Genomic DNA, 20,706 nt, shown 5'->3' on the forward strand with positions numbered 1-20,706 from the left:
GGCTTGATTTGGACTAATACGCCTGATGGCAGCCTACTCTTGCGGCGGCAGCAACACTTTATCGATCAAGTGGATTACGCCGTTGCTCGACACCACATCGGGCGTGCTTACACTGGCCCCGTTGACGGTGATTTTGCCGCCTTGCACGCCAATTTTAATTTTCTGACCATTCATGGTGGTGAGTTCCTGCCCGTCGCGCAAGTCCATAGCCAACAAGCGGCTCTGGATGACGTGGTACTTCACCAGCCCGGTCAGGTTTTCTTTGCTCTCAGGTTTCAGCAACCCGGCCATGGCACCAAAGGGCAACTTGTTGAAGGCCGCGTTGGTGGGCGCAAACACCGTGTAAGGGCCTTCGCCGCCTAGGTTGCTGGCCAGGTCAGTTTGCTTGGCAGCCTGCAGCAGTTGGCTGAGGTCGGGCGCGGCGGCCACGTTTTGGGCAATGGTTTTGTCGGGGGTGAGCGAGGCATTGCCCACCATTACTCCGGTGGTTTTGCCCATGCGCGCCGAGTCGGTGCTGGCGTTCGGGTCGTAGCGCGTGGTGTCGGCGGCCGCGGCTTCTTCGGCGCCGGCCGGGCCAGTGGTTTCGGTGGGGCCCGAGTTGCAGGCGGTAAGCAGTGCCAGCAGGCCGGCCACGGGTAAAAGGCGTTGGTACATGCGGTGAGGTAGCGTTGAGTTTGGCAAAAGTACGTGCCGCCCGCGGGTACGGGTTGCCGGCATCTAGGCCGAATCATTAGCCGCGGGCCGTTGTTTGAAGCCGGCACAAGGTTTTCTGCGAAAAGTTACCTTTGCGGCCTTACCATTGGCCTTCGGGCCCGGTTTATCGTAAACGCACCCCATGAAAACAGCCGAAATCCACACCAACAAGGGCGTGATGAAGGTCGAGTTCTTCGAGCAAGACGCCCCCAACACGGTTAAAAACTTCACCGACTTGGCTAAGCAAGGCTACTACGACGGCCTGAAATTTCACCGCGTAATTCCCAACTTCGTAATCCAGGGCGGCTGCCCCAACACCCGCGAGGGCGCCAAGGGCGTACCCGGCACCGGCGGCCCCGGCTACAAAATTGCCTGCGAAACCTCGGGCGGCAACCAGCGCCACGACCGCGGTATTCTGAGCATGGCCCACGCCGGCCGCAACACCGGCGGCTCGCAGTTCTTCATCTGCCACTCGCGCGACAACACCGCCCACCTCGACCGCCAGCACACCGTGTTCGGCAAAGTGGTGGAAGGCCTGGAGGTTATCGACCAGATTAAGGCCAACGACTCGATCGACAAAATCGTGGTGAACGAAGAATAAGCTTCGGAGCACTTAACTGCCCAAAAACGACCGGGGCCGGCTGCACATGCAGCCGGCCCCGTGTTGCAATAGGGTGTTCGGAGACGAGAAGAAGCTATTTTTTGCTGAACCAGCTGCTTTTGTTAGCGCGGTACGCTTTGTAGTAAGGCCGGTGCGTGTACCGCTGGCCTTTCGCTTTGGCCCGCGTGAAGGGCGTATCGGCTGTGGCGGCTGGGGCGCTGCCCAGCAGCGTAACTACCACCAACATAAACGAGGCAAAACGAGCGGCAACAGCAGTGTTCATCAGAAGTGGTGTTTGGGTAGGTGTGCGCAGAAGTGCTTGTTCCGCAGCGGCTTTGCGAGGCGGCAACAGCACAAAGTAACGGCGCCCCCGGGCCGCCCGGCCAGGCATTTGGGCCAACTCGGCGTTTGGCTGTGCCAACATGTGGTTTTGCTTTGTTGGCGAGGTCTTTCCACCCAACACCGCACAAAAAGGCCCGAGGCTGGATGCCTCGGGCTTGTTCATTTCTGCTAGATAGGGCCTAGCGCCGGCGGCGCTTGCGCGAGCCAAAGTCCTCTTCGTCCTCGTCATCGTCATCGGAGCCAAAGCTCGGCATCGTGAACATGGAGGAAAACAGATCTTTAAACTGAGTGCCGGCCGTGAGGCGGTTGCGCGAAATCAGGCTCATCTCGGCCATGCCGTGCAAGGCAAACTCCATCCAGAAATACGGATCGGCCTCAAACAGCTCGGCCGGTACGCTTTGCTTGGCCAGGTCGTGCAGGCCGGGCACGGCCTCGAGAGCAGTGCGGTAATCGGCTTCGGAGGCGTCGTGCAGCACATCCACGGTGTGGGCACCAAACCAATCCTGCACGGGCTTGTACGCGTTGGGCTTGTCTTTCTGCTTTTTCACCTTCTCGGGGTCGGGGAAGTACTGCAGAAACTGCGTGCGCAGGGCTTTGCCCATCAGCTTTTCGGCCACAATGCCGGCTCCCTCCTGCTCGCCTTCGTACACCAGCTCCACCTTGCCGGTAATGGCCGGCACGGCCGCCAGAAAATCGGCTACCCGAATCCGCGTCGTGTCTTCGTTGTTGATGAGGGCGCGGCGCTCGGCAGCCGCTACCACTTGCTCGTAGGCCGAAATGGTGAGGCGCGCCGACACGCCCGATTTGGCATCGACGTACTCCGAGCCGCGGGCCTCGATGGCCACCTGCTCTACCAAATCCAGCACCACCTCGTTGCCGACCACGCGCTCCTGCTGCTCGGGCCGCAGGCGGGCTTCCTGACGGGTAATGCGCTTGCCGATTTCGATGGTTTTGGGGTAGTGCGTGATAATCTGGGCGTCGATGCGGTCCTTGAGCGGCGTTACGATGGAGCCGCGGTTGGTGTAGTCTTCGGGGTTGGCCGTGAAAACGAACTGAATATCGAGCGGCAACCGCACTTTGAAGCCCCGAATCTGGATGTCGCCTTCCTGCAAAATGTTGAACAGCGCCACCTGAATGCGGGCCTGCAAATCGGGCAGCTCGTTGATAACAAATATGCCGCGGTGGGCCCTGGGTATCAGACCGAAGTGAATCACGCGCTCATCCGAATAGGGCAGCTTGAGGGTAGCGGCTTTAATCGGGTCGGCGTCGCCGATGAGGTCGGCTACCGACACGTCGGGCGTAGCTAGCTTTTCGGTGTAACGCTCGGCGCGGTGCACCCAGGCAATGGGCGTGTCGTCGCCGCACTCGGCTACCAGGTCGCGGGCGTGGCGCGAAAGCGGCTGCAGCGGGTCGTCGTTCAGCTCCGAGCCTTCTACCACCGGCATGTACTCGTCGAGCAGCTCTACCAGTTGGCGGGCAATGCGGGTTTTTGCCTGGCCGCGCAGGCCCAACAGGTTGATGTGGTGCAGGCTCAGGATGGCGCGCTGCAAGTCGGGAATAACCGTTTCCTCGTAGCCGTGGATGCCGGGGAAAGCGTTTTCGCGCCGGCGGAGTTTCTGGATGAGATTATCGCGCAATTCCTCGCGCACGGAGCGCGACCGATACCCCGCGGCTTTAAGCTGACCGAGGGTGCTGATTTGTTCGTGGTTCATCAGGTAGTGCGGAATGGGTGGGCACATGCCCCCGGGCTCTTAACCGCGAGGTGCGCACCTAGGTTCGAACCTAGGTGCGCAGTTTACGCAAACGACAGATGGGCGGGCAAAGGGGCGCGGTGCCGCCAGCCCTTTGGCGGCTTGTTACCTAGGGCCGAGCAAGGGCCGCCCTAGGTAAGCCGCCATTCAGAGCGAAGCGGCCTATATCAGAACGCCCTACGCTGCTTAATGTAAGCTCAACGCATTTACATTCAGATACTTGCTCAAACATCACATGATTATGCTAGTGCATTGAGTGCAAGACAAAATTACTTTTGTCACACTCTCTCAACAGCACTGCAATCATGAAAAAAGTCCTCAAATTCATCGGCCTAGGCCTGGCAGCGGTATTCTTCGTGGCCATATGTGCCGCTGCCTACGTGCAGGTGCGCGGTATTCCGAGCTACGATAAGCCCCAAGTGGCCGCCCAACACATTGCCGTTACGCCGGTGCGCCTGGCGCAGGGCCAGAAAATCGTAAGCGCCATGTGCGCCGACTGCCACCTCGACCGCAGCACCGGTGCGTTGTCGGGCAAGCTGATGAACGACTTGCCGCCCGAATTCGGCCGCTTGTACTCGGCCAACATCACCCAAGACAAAGCCAACGGCATCGGCACCTGGACCGACGAAGAAATTGTGGGCCTGCTGCGCACCGGTATTGGCCGCGACGGGCGCTTCCGCATCGTAATGCCCAATTTCGTGCACATGTCCGACGAGGACGTGGCCAGCGTGGTGGCTTTTTTGCGCTCAAATGACCGCTTGGTAGCCGCCAACGCCACGCCCACCCACGCGCAGGAGCCGTCCTTCCTGGCCAAGACACTGGTACACACCGTGATGAAACCCACGCCCATGCCCACCAGTGCGGTGGTGGCCCCACCCGCTACCGATGCCGTGGCCTACGGCCGTTACCTCGTACTGGGGCGCTACAAGTGCTACGACTGCCACAGCAAGGACTTCAAGACCAACAACGCCCTCGAGCCCGAAAAGTCGGAAGGCTACCTAGGCGGCGGCACGCACATGCTGACGCCCGAGGGCACCGACATCGTGACGCGCAACATCACCGCCGACCCCGAAACCGGCATCGGCGACTGGACGGAGGCGCAGTTTGTGGAAGCCGTGCGCTTTGGCCAATCGCCCAACGGGCCCCTCAAGCTGCCCATGCCCAAATTTACGCTCATGGATGAGACGGAGGCCAAGGCCATTTATGCCTACCTCCGCACCCTTCCTGTAATCAAAAACGCCACGCCCGAAGACGGCGGCGGTGCCGTGGCTGCGCGTTAGGGAAAACCCATGCCCGGCAAAAAAACGGCCGCCCTGTTGGGCGGCCGTTTTGCGTTGGTGGCCCTAGGTACACCAAGCACATTGAGTTCAACTATTTAACAGGCAGGCTGTTGGTCAAAGCCTGCTCCAATGCCTCGATAATATTCTCCCCGGACGATGGGCGCGGGGCAACGCTTTTCCAAATGTGCCCGTCGCGGCCAATAATCCAGTAGCTTGGGTAGCTGCTAACTCCGTAGCGGGCAGCCACGCCGGAACCGCTTGGGTCGAGTAGGTGCACGCTGGTTGGTCCCATAAGCGCGTGACGCGTCAACGCCTTTCGCCAATCCTCGGGGCGCTTATCGACGGAGACGTATAGGAAAATCACGTCTCGGCCGGCAAAATGCCGTTTGAGCTGCGCCGACGCAGGCGCCTCAGCCACGCATGGCGCGCAACTGCTGTACCAAAAATCAAGGTACACCACTTTGCCGCGGAAGTCGTGCAGGGCGACTGGCTTACCGGCGGCATCGAGCAAGCTGAACAACGGGGCCGGGCTGCCCCGTTGCAGGGGTGCCATTGTGAGCCAAGCCCGGCGCACTTGCCGTGCGGCCGCGGAGTCTTGGTTGTGTGCCCAAAAGGCTGGCAGTACTGCCCGCACTGCCGCCCGGCTGGTTTCGGGGAAACGGTACAGTTGGCTACTTAACATGACGCCCATGATTTGGTCGCGCGCCGGAGTATTGCCAAAGTCAGCAGTCGCCTGGGCTTGCAATTGCTCGCCTAGGCCCGCCGCGTTGGCCAACACGCCACCGGGAGGCAGCAACCGCGCACTCGGATACACTTCAAACAGGTCGGCCGTAGCTTGCAGCAGTGCCAGGTTTCCGTGCCGGAGGTTTAGCTCGGCCAACGGCAGCGAAGCCAGGACATCCCAAAAGTTGCGGGGCAGTACCGGTTCTTGGTTGGTGGTTTGCTTTAACCGACTGACGTACCGCAACAGAGAAACGGCGCGCTGAAAGTCGAGCACCAACCGCCGCGACTGCACAAAAGCCGTAGGTAAGCTCGGATAGGCAGCTAGCAAAGCTAATTGTTGCCGGTGCCGGGCCTCAACAAGCATCTGAAACTCGGTTGGGCGTGAGCTACCGTACAGCTTCTCGGGCAAGGAGTCCCAATTGGTATCGAAGCGCCGATGTGCCTGCACCAAGTAGTTGTTGGCCGCGCTACCGCGCCCCGAAAAATGCAAGGTTTGCCAAAAGTGCGGTTTGTTTGCTGTTAGAAAAACCGAGTCGCCGGGGCTGAGAAAGACCGTGATAAAGCCCGCCGGGCCGGCGTACTGCCCGTCGGTGGCTGCCGTAAGCCCATCGAGCACAAGCCTGAACCGGCCGGCCGAGTCTACACGAGTACGAGCTATAGCGCGCCGGCTCAAGGCTTCCGTGCGGTGGTAGATTACCCGGACGGAATCGCCAGCGCGTACGTTGAGCAAGCGCCCGGCCAAGATAGCGCGCGTGGGCGGCGGAACTGAGGCCATAACCGCCGTACCCACTGGCTTGCTGGCAGTACAACCCGCAAGCCATGCGAGCCCAAGGCCTACTACGCAGCGTATCATCATCCGAAGCATAATGTTTTAGGACTTACATAATTCGGCGAAGCAACGAACCTAGGAAGCTAGAATTGCGCAAATCCTTTCTGTACAGGTTCGCCCAGAACTAACGCTTAGCTGCCAAAGACTGCTTGAGCAAGCTTATGGTTTGGGCTCCGTCGGAGGGCCGCGGTGCATCAAGGTGCCGAATGCGCCCGTCGCGCCCGATTATCAAGTACGTCGGAAAACCCTGCACACCGTAGCGGCGGGCTGCTCGTATTCCCTGCGGATCGAGCAAATGGATGGTAGAAGGGCCATCCAGCGCGTGTTGCCGCACGGCGCGGACCCAATCATCCACTACAATGTCGGTGGAGATGTACACGAACACCACATCTTGGCCTGCAAACTTGCGCCGGAGCTCTGCGGCGGGGGCAGCCTCGGCTACGCACGGCTTGCAACCCGCAAACCAGAAGTCGAGGTACACCACCTTGCCCCGCAACTCTTGCATGGCAACGGCTTTACCCATCAAGTCCTGCAAACGAAAGTCGGGCGCCAAGCTGCCTACCCGCAACGCCGTAGCCGTTTGCCAATTGGTCTCCACGCTCCCACCCGCCGCAAGCACGCTGGCCTCGGTGGCCAGCACATAGGCAGGCTGGCCATTGGGCGTAGCAATACTCCAACCTAGGGCACCGAGCAGGAGCAAGACAGTTTTCATTTGCCAAATAAGCAAAAAAGCCGCTGCGAAACATCGTCGCAGCGGCTTTTGGGGCTTCAAGCCGTGGCCCATGCACGCACTACCGTCGCACCAACCTAAAGGCTCTTGCGACGGTTGCGCTTGTAATCTTCGAAAATGAGCCCGCCCAGGCCTTTCAGCGAGCTGTAATACGCTTTGCCTTGGTTAGTCTCGGTGAACTCGCGCACAAACTGCTGCAGGTACGGATCGGAGGCAATCATGAAGGTGGTGATGGGGATTTTGAGGCGGCGGGCGGCGGCGGCCAGGTTCAGGGTTTTGTTAACCACCTTGCGGTCGAGGCCGAAGGAGTTTTTGTAGTAGCCGCCGGGCTCTTTCAGGCAAGTAGGCTTGCCGTCGGTAATCATAAAGATTTGCTTATTAGCCGTTTTGCGCTTGCGCAGCAAATCCATAGCCAGCTCCAGCCCTGCCACGGTGTTGGTGTGGTAGGGCCCCACTTGCAGGTAGGGCAAATCCTTCACCTCAATCTGCCAGGCATCGTTGCCGAACACGATGATGTCGAGAAAGTCCTTGGGGTATTTTTGCTTCACGAGCTCGGCCAGGGCCATGGCCACTTTTTTGGCCGGCGTGATGCGGTCTTCGCCGTACAAAATCATCGAGTGCGAAATGTCGATCATCAGCACCGTGCTCGTTTGCGTTTTGTGCTCGGTGTCGCGTACTTCCAGGTCGCCCTCGGTCAGCAAAAAGTTACCCTCGAGGCCGTGGTTGAGCTGGGCGTTGCGGAGGCTCTCGGTCATCTCGATTTGCTCGATGGTGTCGCCGAACTGGTAGTCGCGCAGGTCGGTAGTTAGCTCGTCGCCCTGGCCGGCGTGCGGGGTGCGGTGGTTGCCCTGGTTGCCGCGCTTCAGCTTGCCGAAAATTTCTTCGAGGGCAGATTTACGAATGAGCTGCTCCGATTTGGCCGTGATTTTAAGCTCGCCGAGTTGCTGCTCGTTTTCGTCGATGTAGCCTTTTTTCTTCAGGTCCTCAATGAAGTCGCCCATGCCGTACTCGTCGTCGGTAAGGCCGTACTGCTTATCGAGCTCGTTGAGCCAGGAAAGCGCCTCCGCCACGTCGCCCGACGTGATGGTAACCAACTGCATAAACAACTTGAATAACGTGTCGAAGCCTTTTTCAGAGGATTCTTCGGGCACAAAATCGCGGAAGCGGAAGCCAACTGCCATAATTCAGAGGAATGTACCGGGAAACAACGGGTAGCCGGAGTTAGTTTTTGGTTGGTGGTTTTTGGTGATTGGTTTAGGCAGATTGGCCGCAGGCGCAACCTTACCCGTTGACACCTGGGTTGTGTTTCCACCAACGTTAGCCAACCATCAACTACGCAAAACCAAAAGCCATTAACCAAAAACCATATATCAAATGAAAGCAATCTGGAACAACACGGTATTGGCCGAAAGCGATGATACCGTGGTAGTTGAAAACAACCACTACTTTCCGGCCGAGTCGCTGAACCGAGAATATTTCGAAGACAGCATCGCCCAAACCACCTGCCCCTGGAAGGGCCGGGCTAGCTACTACTCGGTGCGCGCCAACGGCGAGCTGAACAAGGACGCTGCCTGGTATTACCCCGATCCGAAACCCGCCGCCGAAAATATCCGTAATCGCGTGGCATTCTGGAAGGGCGTGCAAGTGGTTCGGTAGCGGTTTTTGTAACCCGCTGGCGGCACTCGCGTTTGCATATATGGATTTCCATATTTGCTTTGCTTCTTCTTCTCCACTCCTTTTTCAGCGACCCATGAAATTTACCCCTACGGCTTGGTGGCTTGGTGCTGCCGCTCTGCTCCTGACGGCCAGCTGCGACTCTGCGCGCAACGCGACCGACGATGCAACGAGCGACGCCGCCGTTTCAACCTCCGTTGAATCCACCACCCCTGCCGACGTGACGTTTAACCGCGACCTGACGCAGGGCGAATACCGCTTTCAAATCCAGTCAGCTTCTCTCGACAACGGCCAGCAGCTCACCATCCGCACCCGCCGGGGCGATGCGCTGGTTACCGACCCCATTCGGATGAACGTGCAGGGCAGCGTTACGGATGCCATTATGGGCGACCTGAACGGCAACGGCAACCCCGAGCTTTACGTGATTACCAGCGGCTCGGGCACGGGCTCGTTTGGCGGTGTAGAGGCCTACGAGTTTGTGGAGCGCGCCTTCCGGCCGGTGCAGGCGCCGCCCAAGCTGAGCGCCGATTTGGCCGCCGGCTACAGCGGACAGGACAAGTACGAAATCCGGGGCAACCGCCTGGTGCGCACTTTCCCGGTAACCAGCAGCGGCACCACCACCGCGGGCGGCGATGCCAGCAGCACCCGCACCGTGGAGTACACCCTCAACAAAGAGGGCATGCTGATGCCCGTAACCACGCCCGCCGGCACCGACAACAAGCGCTAGCACGCTGCCCCGAGCATATGCAAAAGGCCCGCCTCCCAGGCGGGCCTTTTTTTGCGGCAGCGCCAAGCAAACGGGGCAAGCGCGCAACCCGGCAAGCGGCCAGGCGTTTGTTAAAAGCAATTGTACAGCTACGGCATTCGCCCAACCTTTTGCCTGCCTTATGATTGCACGTATTCCTTGCTTGCGCCCAGCGGCCCTAGGTTGCTTGGCGGCGTTGCTCGGCAGCTGCGACTCGCAGCGCACCGCCACCGAAACCGCCGACCCCAACCCCACGGCTAGCACCGCCGTGCCCGCCCCCAACGAAAGCTTCCGGAAAGAGCTAAGCCGCGGCGACTACGACTTTGCCGTGCACACCGTAGGCAGCGGCTCGCAGCGCCAACTCACGCTGGAGGCCAAGCGCCTGGGCCGCGAGCTGATGGCCACTACCACCCCCATCGAGGGCGTGGTGGCCGATGCCGTGGTAACCAACCTCAACAACGACGATTACCCCGAGCTGCTGGTGTTCATGAACGCGGCCGGCAGCGGCGCCTACGGCAAACTCGTGGGCTACGAATTCTTGAGCCGCGGCCGCCGCAACCTGTCGTTGCCGGCCCTGGAGGGACCGGCCGCCGTTGGCTACCTAGGGCACGATTCGTTTCGGGTGGAGGAGCGCAAAATTATCCGCACGTTTCCGGTGTACTTGCCCACCGACCCCAACAGCTCGCCCTCGGGCGGCACGCGCGTGGTGGAGTACGAACTGCCCAAAAAGGAAGGCCTGATTACCATGTTGGGCCACCGCACCTTGCCCTAGGTGCCAATGCCACAAAACACCGCGCCCCGGCCTGTAGCAGGTCGGGGCGCGGTGTTTATGGCAAGTGGCCCGGAGGTTACTCAATCCACTTGAATTTGTACTCGAGCTTGGGCACCGGCATACGTTCGGATACGCGGCGCAAGCGAGCCGGCAGGGCCATAATGTAGTCGCGGGCTTTTTCGGCCTGGCCGTTGAGGCCAGTAATCTGGTCGATTTTCCAAGTGTTGATCAGCCCTTCCAGGATGTCGGTATAGTCCTGGCTGGTGTACACGCCCAGGCGCTGAGCAGCGTCGGTGAAGTGGCCAAAGGTTTTGCCCATTTCCACACCCAGTTCGCGCATGTAGTGCGCGGGCATCACAATCTTCTTGCGCATCATGTCCTCGAAGGCCAGCATCATTTCCGATGGGTCTACTTCGAAGATTTTCTCCACGAACGTTTGGTACACGCGGGCGTGGCGCACTTCGTCGCCGGCAATCATGCCGCACAGCTTCGAGAGGGCCGAGTCGCCGGCCTTGCGGGCCAGTGTGCCCACGCGGCGGTGCGAGAGGTTGGTAGCGGCCTCCTGGTACGAGGTGTACACGAAAGCGCGGTACGGGTCGTGGGCGGTGCCGAGGTCGAAGCCGTCGGCAATCAGGTACTGGGTGCTGATTTCGAACTCGCGCATGTTCACGCGGCCGCTCAGGTACAGGTAGCGGTTGAGCAGGTCGCCGTGGCGGTTTTCTTCGGCCGTCCAGCCCCGGATCCACTGCGCCCAGCCGTTGTTGGGGTCGCGGTTGAGGTTATCGAGTGAATGAAACCACGCCTCGTAGTTGGGCAACGCTTCTTCGGTGATGGTGTCGCCGACAAGTACGGCCAACAGGTCGTAGCTCAGCTCCTTGGCCCGCTCGCGCAGGGCCTTTACTTCGTCGAAAAAGTTGTCGAGGCGCGAATCGGGCAGGAAGTCAGAGGGCTGCCAGCTGTCTTCAACTTTCTTGAGGAAAGTACCAATGTTCTCACGCAGAAATACCTCGAGGTGCTGAAGTACTTCGCCGCGCGATGTCATGGAGGCAATCATGTACGATGGGGAAAAGAGGTGATGAGGGTAGAAAGGAGCAGTCGGGGAAAGCTCAAAAGTAGGCAATCGGCCGCAGTTGTAGCCAAAGCAAGCAACGCGCTTTCTACATACGGAGAAAACGCTGCTACGGGTGAATGGGCGATAAGGATACAACGCGACCGGAGGGCCAACTAACCCCCACCCAATGCTGCAAGTAATAGCGCCCGAACGCCTTGGCCTCGCCAGATGGTGGCAGGTACAGCAACGCCTCGGGCCGCTGCGCCAACCGGCGCAGCGCCTCGGGCTGGCTACGCGTGCCGGTAAGCTGCTGGCGCAAGCGCGGCTGCGAGGGGTCGAGGGTGTTCCAGCCCACCAGCAAGAGCCACGGCGCGCCGCCCTCGGCCACGTACTGTCCAAACGGCGACAGCGACTTAAACTGCTCTTCGAGCCCCACGGCTACCAACGGCCGGCCGCGCAACTGTTGCTGAAGCAGGGTGAGCTGCTGGGTGTGGCGCGCCTGCTCGGCGGCCAGCACACGGCTGCGGTGCAGCACCTTGTAGCCGTACAAACCGGCGACCAGCAACGCTATGCCCAAACCCAGACGGCGCCCTAGGTGCCGGCGCGGCGGCCAAGGTAAGGGAGCTTGCAGCACCACGGCCGCATGGCCCACCGCCAGCAGCGTGAGCAGCGGCCCGGCCAGCCGAGGCGGCAGTTTCAGCACCACGCCCAACCCGATAAGCAGCAGTCCAGCTCCTAGCACATACACCCACCACCCCCGGCGTTTTTGCAGCGGCCAAGCAGCTAGGGCGACCCAGGCCAGCCAAGCATGAAGCAGGAGCAGCGGGAAATAGTTGCGCAGCAGCTGGGTGGCTGCGGCTTGCAGCTTGGCCGGGGCGGTGCGGCGCAGGAAGTTTGGGTCGAGTTGAAACGCGCGGGCAAACAGCGCCTCGTTTACCAGGGTGGAGTCGCCGAGCACCCACTGCTCCACGGCCCGCACGCCCAGGCTGTCGGGGGCGGTGCGTGGCCGGGGGGCGTACAGCTGGTAATCGTTTACGTTCGATTTCAGCACATCGAGCTGGCGGTAGCGCGCGGCCTCCGGGCTGCGCCCTAGGTGCAGCACCCCGCCCCCTGCCAAGGCCACGCCGGCCGCCAGCGCTACCGCCAGCCAGCCGCGCCGCCACCCGGCCAGCCCTGCTGCCGCGGGCGCCACCACCACCAGCCCGAGCACGGCCGCGCTCGGCCGGATGGCCCAAGCCAAAGCAAACAGCGCTGCGCCCAGCAACAAAACGCCGCCTGACCGGCGGCTGCCACCTACGCGCTGCGCGGCAAACAACACCGCGCCACCGGCCAGCAACAGCGGCACCCGCACGTAGTTAAACCACATGGCATGCTCGAGCCCGGCCAGCAGCAGAAACCCCGCCAGGGTGGCCGTGCGGGCGCGGCCACCCAAGTGCGGGCGCAGCAGGGCCTCGAGCACGGCCGTGAGCAGCACCAGGCTCAGGTACAACAGAGCGTAGAGCAGCAGGCCGTACCACGGCACCGCGGGCCAGTGCTGGTACAGAGCGGCTAGCAGCCAGGCCCAGCCATGAAAGTACAGGTGCAGGTTGGCAACGGGCGCAGCCGCCGTGCGCCCGCGCAGCAGCAGCGTAATTACGAAGTCGTCGTTGGTTTCGTAGTAGCACCCCGGGCCCAGCGCCACAAGCAGCAGCAAGCCCAGGGGCAAGCCCCAAATGCGCAGCCAGCTTGCTCGGGCCTCGTGGTTCATGGGGGTGCAAGGTACACGCTGCAGCTCATCCGTGAGGGCCGGGCGGGCTGCCGATTTCTGCGCAACTTGCCTGCGTGAATGCAATTGCCCGCCTGCGCGCTTGGCTGCCCACCCTTACACTGGGGTTTGTGGTGCTGTTTACGGTCGCGTACTTCATCCTCAGCCACGAAGGCCTGTACGCCCTCGACGACTACTTCTACTCCCGCTACGCCCACCAGTTGCTGCACGGCCGCTTCCAACTAGGGCCCGACCCGCAAGGCCTGCTGCACGACCCGCTGCACGAGCGTTGGCTGATTTTCGGGCCGGTGGCGCTGTGCTATGCTTTGTTTGGCGTGAACATCTGGAGCACCACGCTGTGGCCGCTGCTGGCTACTCTGCTGTGCTCGGTGCTGATATGGGCCCGCTACCGCCGCCTGCAACCCGTGGTGGCCTGCGGGGCCATGCTGCTGCTGGGCCTGCACTACTTCGCGCTCAACCTCAGCAACTACCTCTACCCCGACAACATCAACATGCTGGCCTGCTTTGCCGCGGCGCTGGCGTTGCTGGTGGGCCGGCAGCGCGGGCAGCGCGCGGTGCGGTGGGGCGCGGGCTTTGCCCTGCTCAACTTCGCGGCGCTGCTCTGCAAAGAAACCATCGTGTACTACGCGCCTTTTTACCTCGGCCTGTTGGGGCTCGATGCGCTGCGGCGGCAGCACGGGCGGTTTTGGCTGGCGGCGTTTGCCACGGGCGCGGCAGTGTTGGTTGGCTACTTGGCCTTTTACCAGCTGCAAACCAACGACGCCTTGTACCGGGTGCACCTCATCGAAAACACCAACGAGTTTCTGAAGGAAGGCAACTACCTGCTGGGCAACCGCGCCGCGCTCTGGGCCCGGCTTACCCTAGGTCCGGTGCAGTTTTTGGTGGGCACGGGGCTGGGGCTGGCGGTGCTGCTGGCCGCGGGCGCTGCCTTCCGGCCCGCCGAGGCCGGGCCTGCCTCCGCTCCCGACGACCGGCGTTTTTGGCTGGGGCTGGCCTTCAGCACTTTGGCGTTTTATTGGTTTGGCAGCACCTCCGTAACGCAGTACAACCCCATTACGCTGCTGCCGCGCATGGCTACGCCGCTGCTGCCGCCGCTGTGCCTGGCCGCTGGCTACGGCCTGGCCGATGTGCTGCGTACCGGCCGCCGCACGCTGCTCTACGCCGCGTTGCTGCTGGCCTGTGCCGCCTACGACCGCGGCAGCGCCGCCATTCTGTACGCGGGATGGGCCGTGCTGATGGGCGCCTTATGGCTGGCGCCGCGCCTGCGCCGCCTGAAGCCCAACAGCCCTGCCTACGTGGCCCTAGGTCTGCTGGGCCTGGCCCTGGTGCTGGCCCTGCGCCCGGCGCACTTCATGCGCAAGCCCAGCGTGTCGGGGCACTTTCCGCAGCACCGCATCATCCGCCAACACCTCGGCGGGCCGCAGCCGGGCGTGGTGTTCGTGGATGATTACCTCACCGGCAACTACGATTTTTATTACGGCTACGAGGTGCCGGCCGGGCTGCAGTTTCGCCGCTACTGGGCCCGCGACTCGGTGCAGCTACGGCCGCCGCAACAAGCCTGGCTGCTGCTCAACCGGGCTACGCTCAGCAACCCCGAGCTCACGCGCAAGCTGCTCCGGTACTCGCCCGACAGCGTACTAAGCTGGTACCCCCACCGGCAACTGGTAGCGCAGGATGGCCCGGTGGAGCTGTACCAAATTCGGCAGCTTCGGTAGGCTAAACCGATTAGTCGTTTGCTCACATAATACAGTCACCTTCAAGGCACATGTACCTACATAAAGCAACTTTTACTTCAACACCAAGCCCAACGCTCCGGCAACGTAATCGAGTGGCTTAGTCTGCCGGGTTTGGCGCAGCAAGCCGAACAACCGGCGGGCCGCGGCGCCGTTGCCGAAGCGCACGGCCTGGCGCAACTCCCAGCGCAAGCGCGTGGCCAGCGCGGCCAGCTCGTGGGGGGTGCGGCACATGGCCAACGCCTTCTCGCACACCCGAATGGTGGAGGCCACGTACGGGTCGGCGGGGCGGTAGGCCTTGCGCGACATCGACTGCGGGTGCAGGCGTTTTTGGGTCAGCACTTCGTCCTGAAACCCGAACTGCCAGTTGCGCGAGGCCCGCACCCACAGGTCGAAATCCTCGTAGGCCAGGGCTTCGTCGTAGCCGCCTAGGTCGGCCAGCATTGGGCGGCTGAACATCATGGTGGGCGTGCTGATAAAGTAGCGGCGCAGCACCTCGGCAAACACGTCGCCGGCGGCGGGCACGGGGTGCACGGGGCGGCCCTGGGCATCGCGCCGAAAGTGGTAGCGCACGTGCTGACCCTGCTCGTCGATCAGCTCACAATCGTGGTAGGCCACGCCGCACCTAGGGCCTTGCGCCTGCATAAACGTCACCTGCCGGGCCACGCGCTCGGGCAGCAGCACGTCGTCGGTGGCAAAATCAATCACGAAAGCGCCCCGGCTTTGGCGCAGCGCCTGGTTAAAAGCCTGGCAATTGCCCACGTTGTGCGGCAGGAGCAGCAGGTGCCACTCCGGATGTTGGGCGGCGTAGCGGCGCAGCACCTCGGGGCTGCCGTCGGTGCTGGCGTCGTCAACCAGCCATATCTCCAGGTGCGGGTAGGTTTGGGCGGCTATCGAGTTGAGGGCAGCGGCCAGAAAGCGCACGTGGTTGTGGCACAAGGCCACGATGGTAACCAAGGGCGGCTCGGCCGCGGCGGCGTTGCTAAGTAAGGCGGACGGAGCAAGCATTCAGGGGCGAAAATACCTTCGAAAATATAGCAGGCAGAACAGCAGCACCCCGGCAAAGCGGAGGGCATGGGCCAGGGGCGCACCGTACAGGCCCCAGGTGGGCAGCAGCAGCACCAGCAAACCCGCATACAGCGCCGCCGAGGCGCACTGCACTAGCACATAGCGCAGGGCCTGCGCCTGGGCCAGCAAGAGGTACAAGAGCGTCCAGGCCAGTAGCTTGGCCCAGTCGCCGAGCAGTTGCGGGGCCAGCAGCTCGCGGGCGGCGGCAAAGCGGGCATCGAAAAGCAGCGGCAGCAGCCAATCGCGCAGCAGCCACAGCACGCCAAAACCCACGGCCAGCACCAGGGCCAGCAACCCGAACACTGCCCGCACAAAGGCGCGCTGCTCGGCGGGCCGACCGGCCAGCGCGGCTACGCGGGGGTAAAACACGGCGCCCATCACGGCCGAAAACACCATGGTGTAGTTATCAGAAAGCTTGGCCACGGCCTGCCACAAGCCGGTTTGGCCCAGGCTGAAGCGGCCGATAAGCACCTCGCGCACGGCAAAATCGAGGGCTTTGCTGCACAGCAACACGCTTAGGGCCATTACCAAATATTGCCCAAGCCCTGCCACCGCGGCCCGGCTGATGCGCAACCTAGGGCGGCGGGGCAGCAAACCGTAGCGCCCGCACAGCCACGCCGTGGGCACGGCCGTGAGCCCCTGGGCCAGCAGGTAAGCCAGCAACACCCAGCGCACCGGCCACCCCGCCCACAGCGCGGCCCCAACGGCCAGCGGGCCAAGCAAGCTGAGCGCTACCGTAAGCCCGATGTAGGCACGCAGGCGTTGGGCGGCCAGCAGCACTGCGGCTAGGTAGGCATGCGTGGTAAGCAAGCTGATGCCCGCCACCAGCCCCAGCACCCACCAGCCGCTCGGCCGAAACGCATCGAGCAGGGCGCCGCGCAGCACCGGCAACGTCCCGAAAGCGAGCAGCAGCATCAGCAGGTTGAGGCCCACCCCGGCGCCAAACCACGCCCGCCAAGCCCGGGAGCCCGGCCGGCGGGGCGCCAGGTATTTCACAATGCCTACGTGCACGCCGTCGTTGGGCAGCGTGGTAAGCAGGGCCATGAGGTTTTGGAAGTGCGCCAGCAGCGTGAGGCCGCCCGGGCCGCCGTACACGGCCAGCAACTTGTTGAGCACCAACGCGCCGCTGGCCCGCGCCACCACCGAAATGCCCGAGCCCAAGGTGCCGCGCACAAAGCGCGCCAGGCCGGTGGGCGGCGCGGGCAGGCTGGCAGTAGGGGTTTCGTCTTCGGCGGCGGGCAGGCTCATGCGGGGGCATTACGGATGCGCAAAGTACTACCGCCGCTCCTACCAGCCGCACGTGGCCCTAGGTGCAGCCGGTTGGGTTAAATGCCGGCAGGTACTGTTGCCCGTTTCTGGCTTCTGCCCAAGAGCCGCCGCGCATCATGACGCAGGCGCAATCTGCGCTTTTCTAGTGGCCTCACTAATCCTTCCTCCTTCTTCCTTGGATCATTAGAGCGCCCGCTCCAGTGTGAGCTTCAGACTGGGCACGCCGCCCAGGTGGCGCTTAAACCGCAGCAACGATTCGTTCAGGCCTGTGGGCAGCGTGGATGTTCCTAGGTCGAGCAGGCGCAGGCCGCTGGCTTGAGCAAAGGCGTGCAAACCGGCGTTCAGCAACACCACGGGGCTGAAGGCGTTGTACTGCAGCGGACTAGCCGGGTAAAAGTTGTAGAGCACACCCCGGCCCGCCAACACGGCCACCGTGAGGGCAACCCACTCGCCGGCGGCATCGCGCACCGAAAACAACAGGTACTCGCGCGGAAAGCGCCGGAACAAGTCTTGAAGTTGCTCTTGCGTAAGCGAAAGCGCCTGGCCCTTTTCTTCGCGGCAGCGCCGCAGAAACTCGTAAGCCAGCGGCAGCAGCAACGGCGGCTCCTGTTCTACCCGAAACCCGTGGCGCAGGCACTTGTGCAAGCGGCGGCGCTCCGAGGGGTACAGCCGCGCCTCGTAGGGCTGCTCCAGCGGCAGGTAGCTGTCGATTTCGGCGAGGCTTACGCGGTGGCCGGTGCGCTGCAGCGCGGCCACCAGCGCGCCTGTGGTGCGGGGCTCGTAGGCAAACGGGGCCAGGCGCTGCACTAGCTGCCGCGCGCCGCGGGCCGCCAGCCCTAGGTGGCCGAGCGTCAGCCACTCGTCGAGCACCGCAGCGGGTACATCGGGGCGGAGCAGCTGCGGGCCGCCCAAGGGCGCCTGCCAGGGGCTGTGAGCCACGGCATCGGGGCCCACCAACACCGGCCACCAGCCCACGGTTTGGCCGAGGTGGTGGTCTTCGAGCAGCAACAACAGGCGCTGCCCGGTAGCGTGCGCCAGCTGGGCGGGCTGCACGTACAGATACAGCTCGTCGGCCAGGGGCAGCGCGGGCGCAAGCTCGGTTTGCCAGCGCATTTGGTAACGCCCGCTGCCGCTTCGCAACGCGCACGCCTCGCCCGAAACGGCAGCAGCAGATACGTCGTTGGAGGCAAAGGGCTTTTCAGTCACGCGGGCAAAGCAGGTAAGGCCACGAAGGTAACGCAAAAAAAGGCCTCAGGTGGCTGCGCTGGCCCTGCGGCCCTAGGTGGTAAGTAGGCCCGGCAACGCAAAGAGCCGCACATTTGTGGGCGCGTATGCGTAGCATTACGCCAAAGCCCGCTTGCGCGCCTCTAGCATTTCGCCTTGTATGTCTGATTTGAACCCGGCCAACCCGCACCCCGCCAACTCCGGCTCGTTTGCCACCGCGTCCGTTTCGGCCCCGCCGTTGCCCCCGCCCGACGACGAGGAAGAAGAGGACGTACACCGCACCACCAGCGTGGCCGACCGCGACGCCACCCGCCAGGCGCACATGCAGGGCGTGGGCGCCCGCCCCGGCACGCTTACCGTTTCGGACCGGGCGCTGCCGCCCCGGTTGTTTCTGATGAGCTACGATACCAAGAGCTTCGACGAGTGCGAGTGCTCGGACTACGACGAGCTGCTGCAGCGCTTCCGGAGCCAGCCCGAGCGGCGCCACTGGATTGATGTGCGCGGCTACGGCAACGTGGACCTGATGCGCCGCATCATGCAGGATTTTAACCTGCACCCGCTGCAAATGGAGGACGTGCTGGGCGACTACCAGCGCGCCAAGGTGGAGGTAAACGAGGATGGCCAGCTGTTTCTGGTGTCGCGCATGACGGAATTCACCGACCGGCTCGAAATCGACGACGACCAGCTCAGCTTGTTTACCGGCCCGAATTACGTGCTGTCGTTTCAGGACGATTACGAGGATTGTCTCGACTCGGTGCGGCACCGCATTCGCTCGGGCTACAGCCAAATCAAGCAACGCCCGCCGCTGTACCTGGCCTACGCCCTTACCGATGTGGTGCTCGACCACTACTACCCCACCATGGCCGCCATCGGCGACTACATCGAGGAGCTGGAAAACGTGATTTTGCGCGGGCGGCCCAACAAGCGCCTGCTCGCCCGCATCCTGCAAATCAAGAAGGACATTGTGCGCTTTCGGCGGCTGGTGTACCCCGAGCGCGAAAAAATTGCCGAGATGCTGCGCATGCCCGACGAAATAGTGTCGGAAGAAATGAAGGTGTTTTTGCGCGACTGTTACGACCACGCCATCCAGGCCCTCGACCTCACCGAGAGCTACCGCGAATCCGTGTCGAGCCTTATCGACCTGTACATGTCGGACCAAAGCAACCGCATGAACGAGGTGATGAAGGTGCTCACCATCATCAGCAGCATCTTCATCCCGCTGAGCTTTGTGGTGGGCTTGTACGGCATGAACTTCCAGCGCGAAAACCCCAACGGCGGCATCAATACCCTGAACATGCCCGAGCTGTACCACCCGTTGGGCTACCCTGTTTTGCTTACCATTCTGCTGATCATCGTTTCGGGCCAGCTCATTTATTTCTATAGAAAAGGCTGGCTAAGCAATTGACGGGTTGTTTTTTATAACTCTATTTGATTGTAGCAACCTAGCACCTCGGCAACCTGTTGCAGGCGGGCCTCTACGCTGCCCGTAAGCACCGTGTAGCTTATGCCCAGCAAGCCCAGCTGCAGCAGCACCGCCGCCTGCTGGGCGGCCTGCGCCGCGGCCGGGGCGCGGGTGCCATCCTGCTCGAAGGGGAAATCGGGCGCGCATACGAAGGAGTGTTGGTAGCGCGTGCTACACTCGTGGGCCAGGGCGTGGAGCTCGGGTTCGGCGCGGCCGTAGTAGGCGTACGAGTAAAACAGCGTGGTCAGGGCGTTGGTATCCACAAACAGCCAATGCCGGGCCTGCGGCGTAGCCTCGTCTTCCAGCGCGCGGTGGCGGCGCGCAATGCGCAGCAGGTCGTCGTAGGCAAGGTGGCCGTGCTGCGCCTCCCACAGCGTGCGGCCGTACTCGGCCACGTGGCAGCTGCCAAAGCGCCGAGCCAAGGCTGCGGCCAACGTCGATTTGCCGGTGCTTTCGGCCCCGAGCAGCACCACGCGCTGCACGTACGCGGGCGAGGCAAAATGGGCTTGCACCACGGGGTGCAGCCAGTTGGCCTGGCCATAGACATCGGTGCGCACCTGCGTACCCGATACGGGCACGCGGGCCCGGCTGGCATCTACCAACACGTGCGCGGCTCCTAGGTGCGCGGCAAAGCCCGGCCCGTAGGCCTCGCTGCTGAACACCACATCGATGCGCACACCTAGGGCGGCCAGTTGCCGCCGCACAAACTCGCGGTGCACGTAATCGGGTGCGGCGTTAGAGGGCAGCTCGTCGGCTTCGGGCAGCAGGTACCGCACCCGCAGCGGCGTAGTGCCGATGGCGGGCCCATACGTCTGGGCGTAAATGGTGGTAATCCAGCCGGCACGCACCGGCGCGGGCATGCGCGCGGGCTCTGGGTTCGAATACACCCACACGTGCAGCTCGTCGCAGTGCGCGGCGGCGGTTTCCAGCAGGTACTGGTGCCCTAGGTGCAGGGGGGCAAACTTGCCAACAACCAGTCCTCGACGCATCTGCC

19 protein-coding genes are annotated in these 20,706 nt (G+C 62.6%); 7 read left to right on the forward strand and 12 right to left on the reverse strand.

The features are described 5' to 3' along the window. Positions 1-33 precede the first annotated feature (33 nt). Positions 34-654, reverse strand: a complete 621-nt coding sequence (locus tag D3Y59_RS05610) for a fasciclin domain-containing protein (protein WP_119444158.1) — start codon at positions 652-654, stop codon at positions 34-36. A gap of 181 nt (positions 655-835) precedes the next feature. On the opposite strand from D3Y59_RS05610, the gene D3Y59_RS05615 reads away from it, so the two are divergent. Next, on the forward strand, positions 836-1,294 hold the full coding sequence (locus D3Y59_RS05615) for a peptidylprolyl isomerase (protein ID WP_119444159.1): 459 nt from the start codon (positions 836-838) through the stop codon (positions 1,292-1,294). A gap of 94 nt (positions 1,295-1,388) precedes the next feature. On the opposite strand, the gene D3Y59_RS05620 is transcribed toward D3Y59_RS05615, so the two are convergent. Together D3Y59_RS05620 and D3Y59_RS05625 are read right to left on the reverse strand one after the other, a co-directional pair. After that, complete coding sequence (locus tag D3Y59_RS05620; protein ID WP_119444160.1) at positions 1,389-1,577, reverse strand: hypothetical protein; 189 nt, start codon at positions 1,575-1,577, stop codon at positions 1,389-1,391. A gap of 238 nt (positions 1,578-1,815) precedes the next feature. Continuing rightward, on the reverse strand, positions 1,816-3,348 hold the full coding sequence (locus D3Y59_RS05625; protein ID WP_119444161.1) for a sigma 54-interacting transcriptional regulator: 1,533 nt from the start codon (positions 3,346-3,348) through the stop codon (positions 1,816-1,818). Between the two features lie 344 nt (positions 3,349-3,692). Here D3Y59_RS05625 and D3Y59_RS05630 point away from each other — a divergent pair, with 344 nt between their 5' ends. After that, positions 3,693-4,667 carry a c-type cytochrome gene (locus D3Y59_RS05630; protein ID WP_119444162.1) on the forward strand — a complete coding sequence of 325 codons (975 nt, stop codon included), beginning with the start codon at positions 3,693-3,695 and terminating at the stop codon, positions 4,665-4,667. Between the two features lie 91 nt (positions 4,668-4,758). Here D3Y59_RS05630 and D3Y59_RS05635 read toward each other — a convergent pair whose 3' ends face one another. The 3 genes from D3Y59_RS05635 to D3Y59_RS05645 all read right to left on the reverse strand — a co-directional run bounded on the left by D3Y59_RS05635 (position 4,759) and on the right by D3Y59_RS05645 (position 8,130). Then, positions 4,759-6,165 carry a TlpA family protein disulfide reductase gene (locus D3Y59_RS05635; RefSeq protein WP_162910579.1) on the reverse strand — a complete coding sequence of 469 codons (1,407 nt, stop codon included), beginning with the start codon at positions 6,163-6,165 and terminating at the stop codon, positions 4,759-4,761. Positions 6,166-6,343: 178 nt separating this feature from the next. After that, positions 6,344-6,931, reverse strand: coding sequence for a peroxiredoxin family protein (locus tag D3Y59_RS05640; RefSeq protein ID WP_162910580.1), 588 nt, complete (start codon positions 6,929-6,931; stop codon positions 6,344-6,346). Between the two features lie 95 nt (positions 6,932-7,026). Then, entirely contained in the window at positions 7,027-8,130 is a 1,104-nt protein-coding gene (locus D3Y59_RS05645; RefSeq protein ID WP_119444165.1) for a vWA domain-containing protein, read from the reverse strand. 193 nt (positions 8,131-8,323) lie between these two features. Here D3Y59_RS05645 and D3Y59_RS05650 point away from each other — a divergent pair, with 193 nt between their 5' ends. The 3 genes from D3Y59_RS05650 (at position 8,324) to D3Y59_RS05660 (ending at position 10,140) form a co-directional block, all read left to right on the forward strand. Beyond that, positions 8,324-8,605, forward strand: coding sequence for a DUF427 domain-containing protein (locus D3Y59_RS05650; RefSeq protein WP_119444166.1), 282 nt, complete (start codon positions 8,324-8,326; stop codon positions 8,603-8,605). A 94-nt stretch (positions 8,606-8,699) separates the two neighbouring features. Continuing rightward, on the forward strand, positions 8,700-9,350 hold the full coding sequence (locus D3Y59_RS05655) for a hypothetical protein (protein ID WP_119444167.1): 651 nt from the start codon (positions 8,700-8,702) through the stop codon (positions 9,348-9,350). Between the two features lie 160 nt (positions 9,351-9,510). Further along, positions 9,511-10,140, forward strand: a complete 630-nt coding sequence (locus tag D3Y59_RS05660) for a hypothetical protein (protein ID WP_119444168.1) — start codon at positions 9,511-9,513, stop codon at positions 10,138-10,140. A gap of 76 nt (positions 10,141-10,216) precedes the next feature. On the opposite strand, the gene D3Y59_RS05665 is transcribed toward D3Y59_RS05660, so the two are convergent. Further along, positions 10,217-11,194 (reverse strand): acyl-ACP desaturase, encoded by a 978-nt coding sequence (locus D3Y59_RS05665; protein WP_119444169.1) that lies wholly within the window; start codon positions 11,192-11,194, stop codon positions 10,217-10,219. A gap of 124 nt (positions 11,195-11,318) precedes the next feature. Continuing rightward, positions 11,319-12,938: a hypothetical protein gene (locus D3Y59_RS05670; RefSeq protein WP_119444170.1), complete on the reverse strand. Its 1,620-nt coding sequence runs from the start codon at positions 12,936-12,938 to the stop codon at positions 11,319-11,321. Positions 12,939-13,012: 74 nt separating this feature from the next. Between D3Y59_RS05670 and D3Y59_RS05675 the strand changes: the two genes are divergently transcribed. Next, positions 13,013-14,671 carry an ArnT family glycosyltransferase gene (locus D3Y59_RS05675; RefSeq protein WP_162910581.1) on the forward strand — a complete coding sequence of 553 codons (1,659 nt, stop codon included), beginning with the start codon at positions 13,013-13,015 and terminating at the stop codon, positions 14,669-14,671. A 72-nt stretch (positions 14,672-14,743) separates the two neighbouring features. Here the strand turns inward: D3Y59_RS05675 and D3Y59_RS05680 are convergent, their stop codons facing one another. From D3Y59_RS05680 to D3Y59_RS05690, 3 genes are all read right to left on the reverse strand, one after another. After that, entirely contained in the window at positions 14,744-15,697 is a 954-nt protein-coding gene (locus tag D3Y59_RS05680; protein WP_119444172.1) for a glycosyltransferase family 2 protein, read from the reverse strand. Next, positions 15,698-17,005, reverse strand: a complete 1,308-nt coding sequence (locus tag D3Y59_RS05685) for an MATE family efflux transporter (protein ID WP_119444173.1) — start codon at positions 17,003-17,005, stop codon at positions 15,698-15,700. Positions 17,006-17,209: 204 nt separating this feature from the next. Further along, entirely contained in the window at positions 17,210-18,232 is a 1,023-nt protein-coding gene (locus tag D3Y59_RS05690) for a GNAT family N-acetyltransferase (RefSeq protein WP_119444174.1), read from the reverse strand. Positions 18,233-18,410: 178 nt separating this feature from the next. Here D3Y59_RS05690 and corA point away from each other — a divergent pair, with 178 nt between their 5' ends. Next, positions 18,411-19,655 carry a magnesium/cobalt transporter CorA gene (gene corA, locus D3Y59_RS05695; RefSeq protein WP_119444175.1) on the forward strand — a complete coding sequence of 415 codons (1,245 nt, stop codon included), beginning with the start codon at positions 18,411-18,413 and terminating at the stop codon, positions 19,653-19,655. Between the two features lie 11 nt (positions 19,656-19,666). Here the strand turns inward: corA and D3Y59_RS05700 are convergent, their stop codons facing one another. Continuing rightward, a complete protein-coding gene (locus D3Y59_RS05700; RefSeq protein WP_119444176.1) occupies positions 19,667-20,701 on the reverse strand; it encodes an AAA family ATPase in 1,035 nt (344 codons plus the stop codon). Positions 20,702-20,706 lie beyond the last annotated feature (5 nt).

It is taken from the genome of Hymenobacter oligotrophus, assembly GCF_003574965.1.
In the GTDB taxonomy this organism is placed as follows: Bacteria; Bacteroidota; Bacteroidia; order Cytophagales; family Hymenobacteraceae; genus Solirubrum; species Solirubrum oligotrophum.

Excerpts from the sequence above, each read along its gene's own strand:
- D3Y59_RS05610 (WP_119444158.1), bottom strand. The coding sequence starts at position 654 with ATGTACCAACGCCTTTTACCCGTGGCCGGCCTGCTGGCACTGCTTACC.
- D3Y59_RS05615 (WP_119444159.1), top strand. The coding sequence starts at position 836 with ATGAAAACAGCCGAAATCCACACCAACAAGGGCGTGATGAAGGTCGAG.
- D3Y59_RS05620 (WP_119444160.1), bottom strand. The coding sequence starts at position 1,577 with ATGAACACTGCTGTTGCCGCTCGTTTTGCCTCGTTTATGTTGGTGGTA.
- D3Y59_RS05625 (WP_119444161.1), bottom strand. The coding sequence starts at position 3,348 with ATGAACCACGAACAAATCAGCACCCTCGGTCAGCTTAAAGCCGCGGGG.
- D3Y59_RS05630 (WP_119444162.1), top strand. The coding sequence starts at position 3,693 with ATGAAAAAAGTCCTCAAATTCATCGGCCTAGGCCTGGCAGCGGTATTC.
- D3Y59_RS05635 (WP_162910579.1), bottom strand. The coding sequence starts at position 6,165 with ATGGCCTCAGTTCCGCCGCCCACGCGCGCTATCTTGGCCGGGCGCTTG.
- D3Y59_RS05640 (WP_162910580.1), bottom strand. The coding sequence starts at position 6,931 with ATGAAAACTGTCTTGCTCCTGCTCGGTGCCCTAGGTTGGAGTATTGCT.
- D3Y59_RS05645 (WP_119444165.1), bottom strand. The coding sequence starts at position 8,130 with ATGGCAGTTGGCTTCCGCTTCCGCGATTTTGTGCCCGAAGAATCCTCT.
- D3Y59_RS05650 (WP_119444166.1), top strand. The coding sequence starts at position 8,324 with ATGAAAGCAATCTGGAACAACACGGTATTGGCCGAAAGCGATGATACC.
- D3Y59_RS05655 (WP_119444167.1), top strand. The coding sequence starts at position 8,700 with ATGAAATTTACCCCTACGGCTTGGTGGCTTGGTGCTGCCGCTCTGCTC.
- D3Y59_RS05660 (WP_119444168.1), top strand. The coding sequence starts at position 9,511 with ATGATTGCACGTATTCCTTGCTTGCGCCCAGCGGCCCTAGGTTGCTTG.
- D3Y59_RS05665 (WP_119444169.1), bottom strand. The coding sequence starts at position 11,194 with ATGATTGCCTCCATGACATCGCGCGGCGAAGTACTTCAGCACCTCGAG.
- D3Y59_RS05670 (WP_119444170.1), bottom strand. The coding sequence starts at position 12,938 with ATGAACCACGAGGCCCGAGCAAGCTGGCTGCGCATTTGGGGCTTGCCC.
- D3Y59_RS05680 (WP_119444172.1), bottom strand. The coding sequence starts at position 15,697 with ATGCTTGCTCCGTCCGCCTTACTTAGCAACGCCGCCGCGGCCGAGCCG.
- D3Y59_RS05685 (WP_119444173.1), bottom strand. The coding sequence starts at position 17,005 with ATGAGCCTGCCCGCCGCCGAAGACGAAACCCCTACTGCCAGCCTGCCC.
- corA (WP_119444175.1), top strand. The coding sequence starts at position 18,411 with ATGTCTGATTTGAACCCGGCCAACCCGCACCCCGCCAACTCCGGCTCG.
- D3Y59_RS05700 (WP_119444176.1), bottom strand. The coding sequence starts at position 20,701 with ATGCGTCGAGGACTGGTTGTTGGCAAGTTTGCCCCCCTGCACCTAGGG.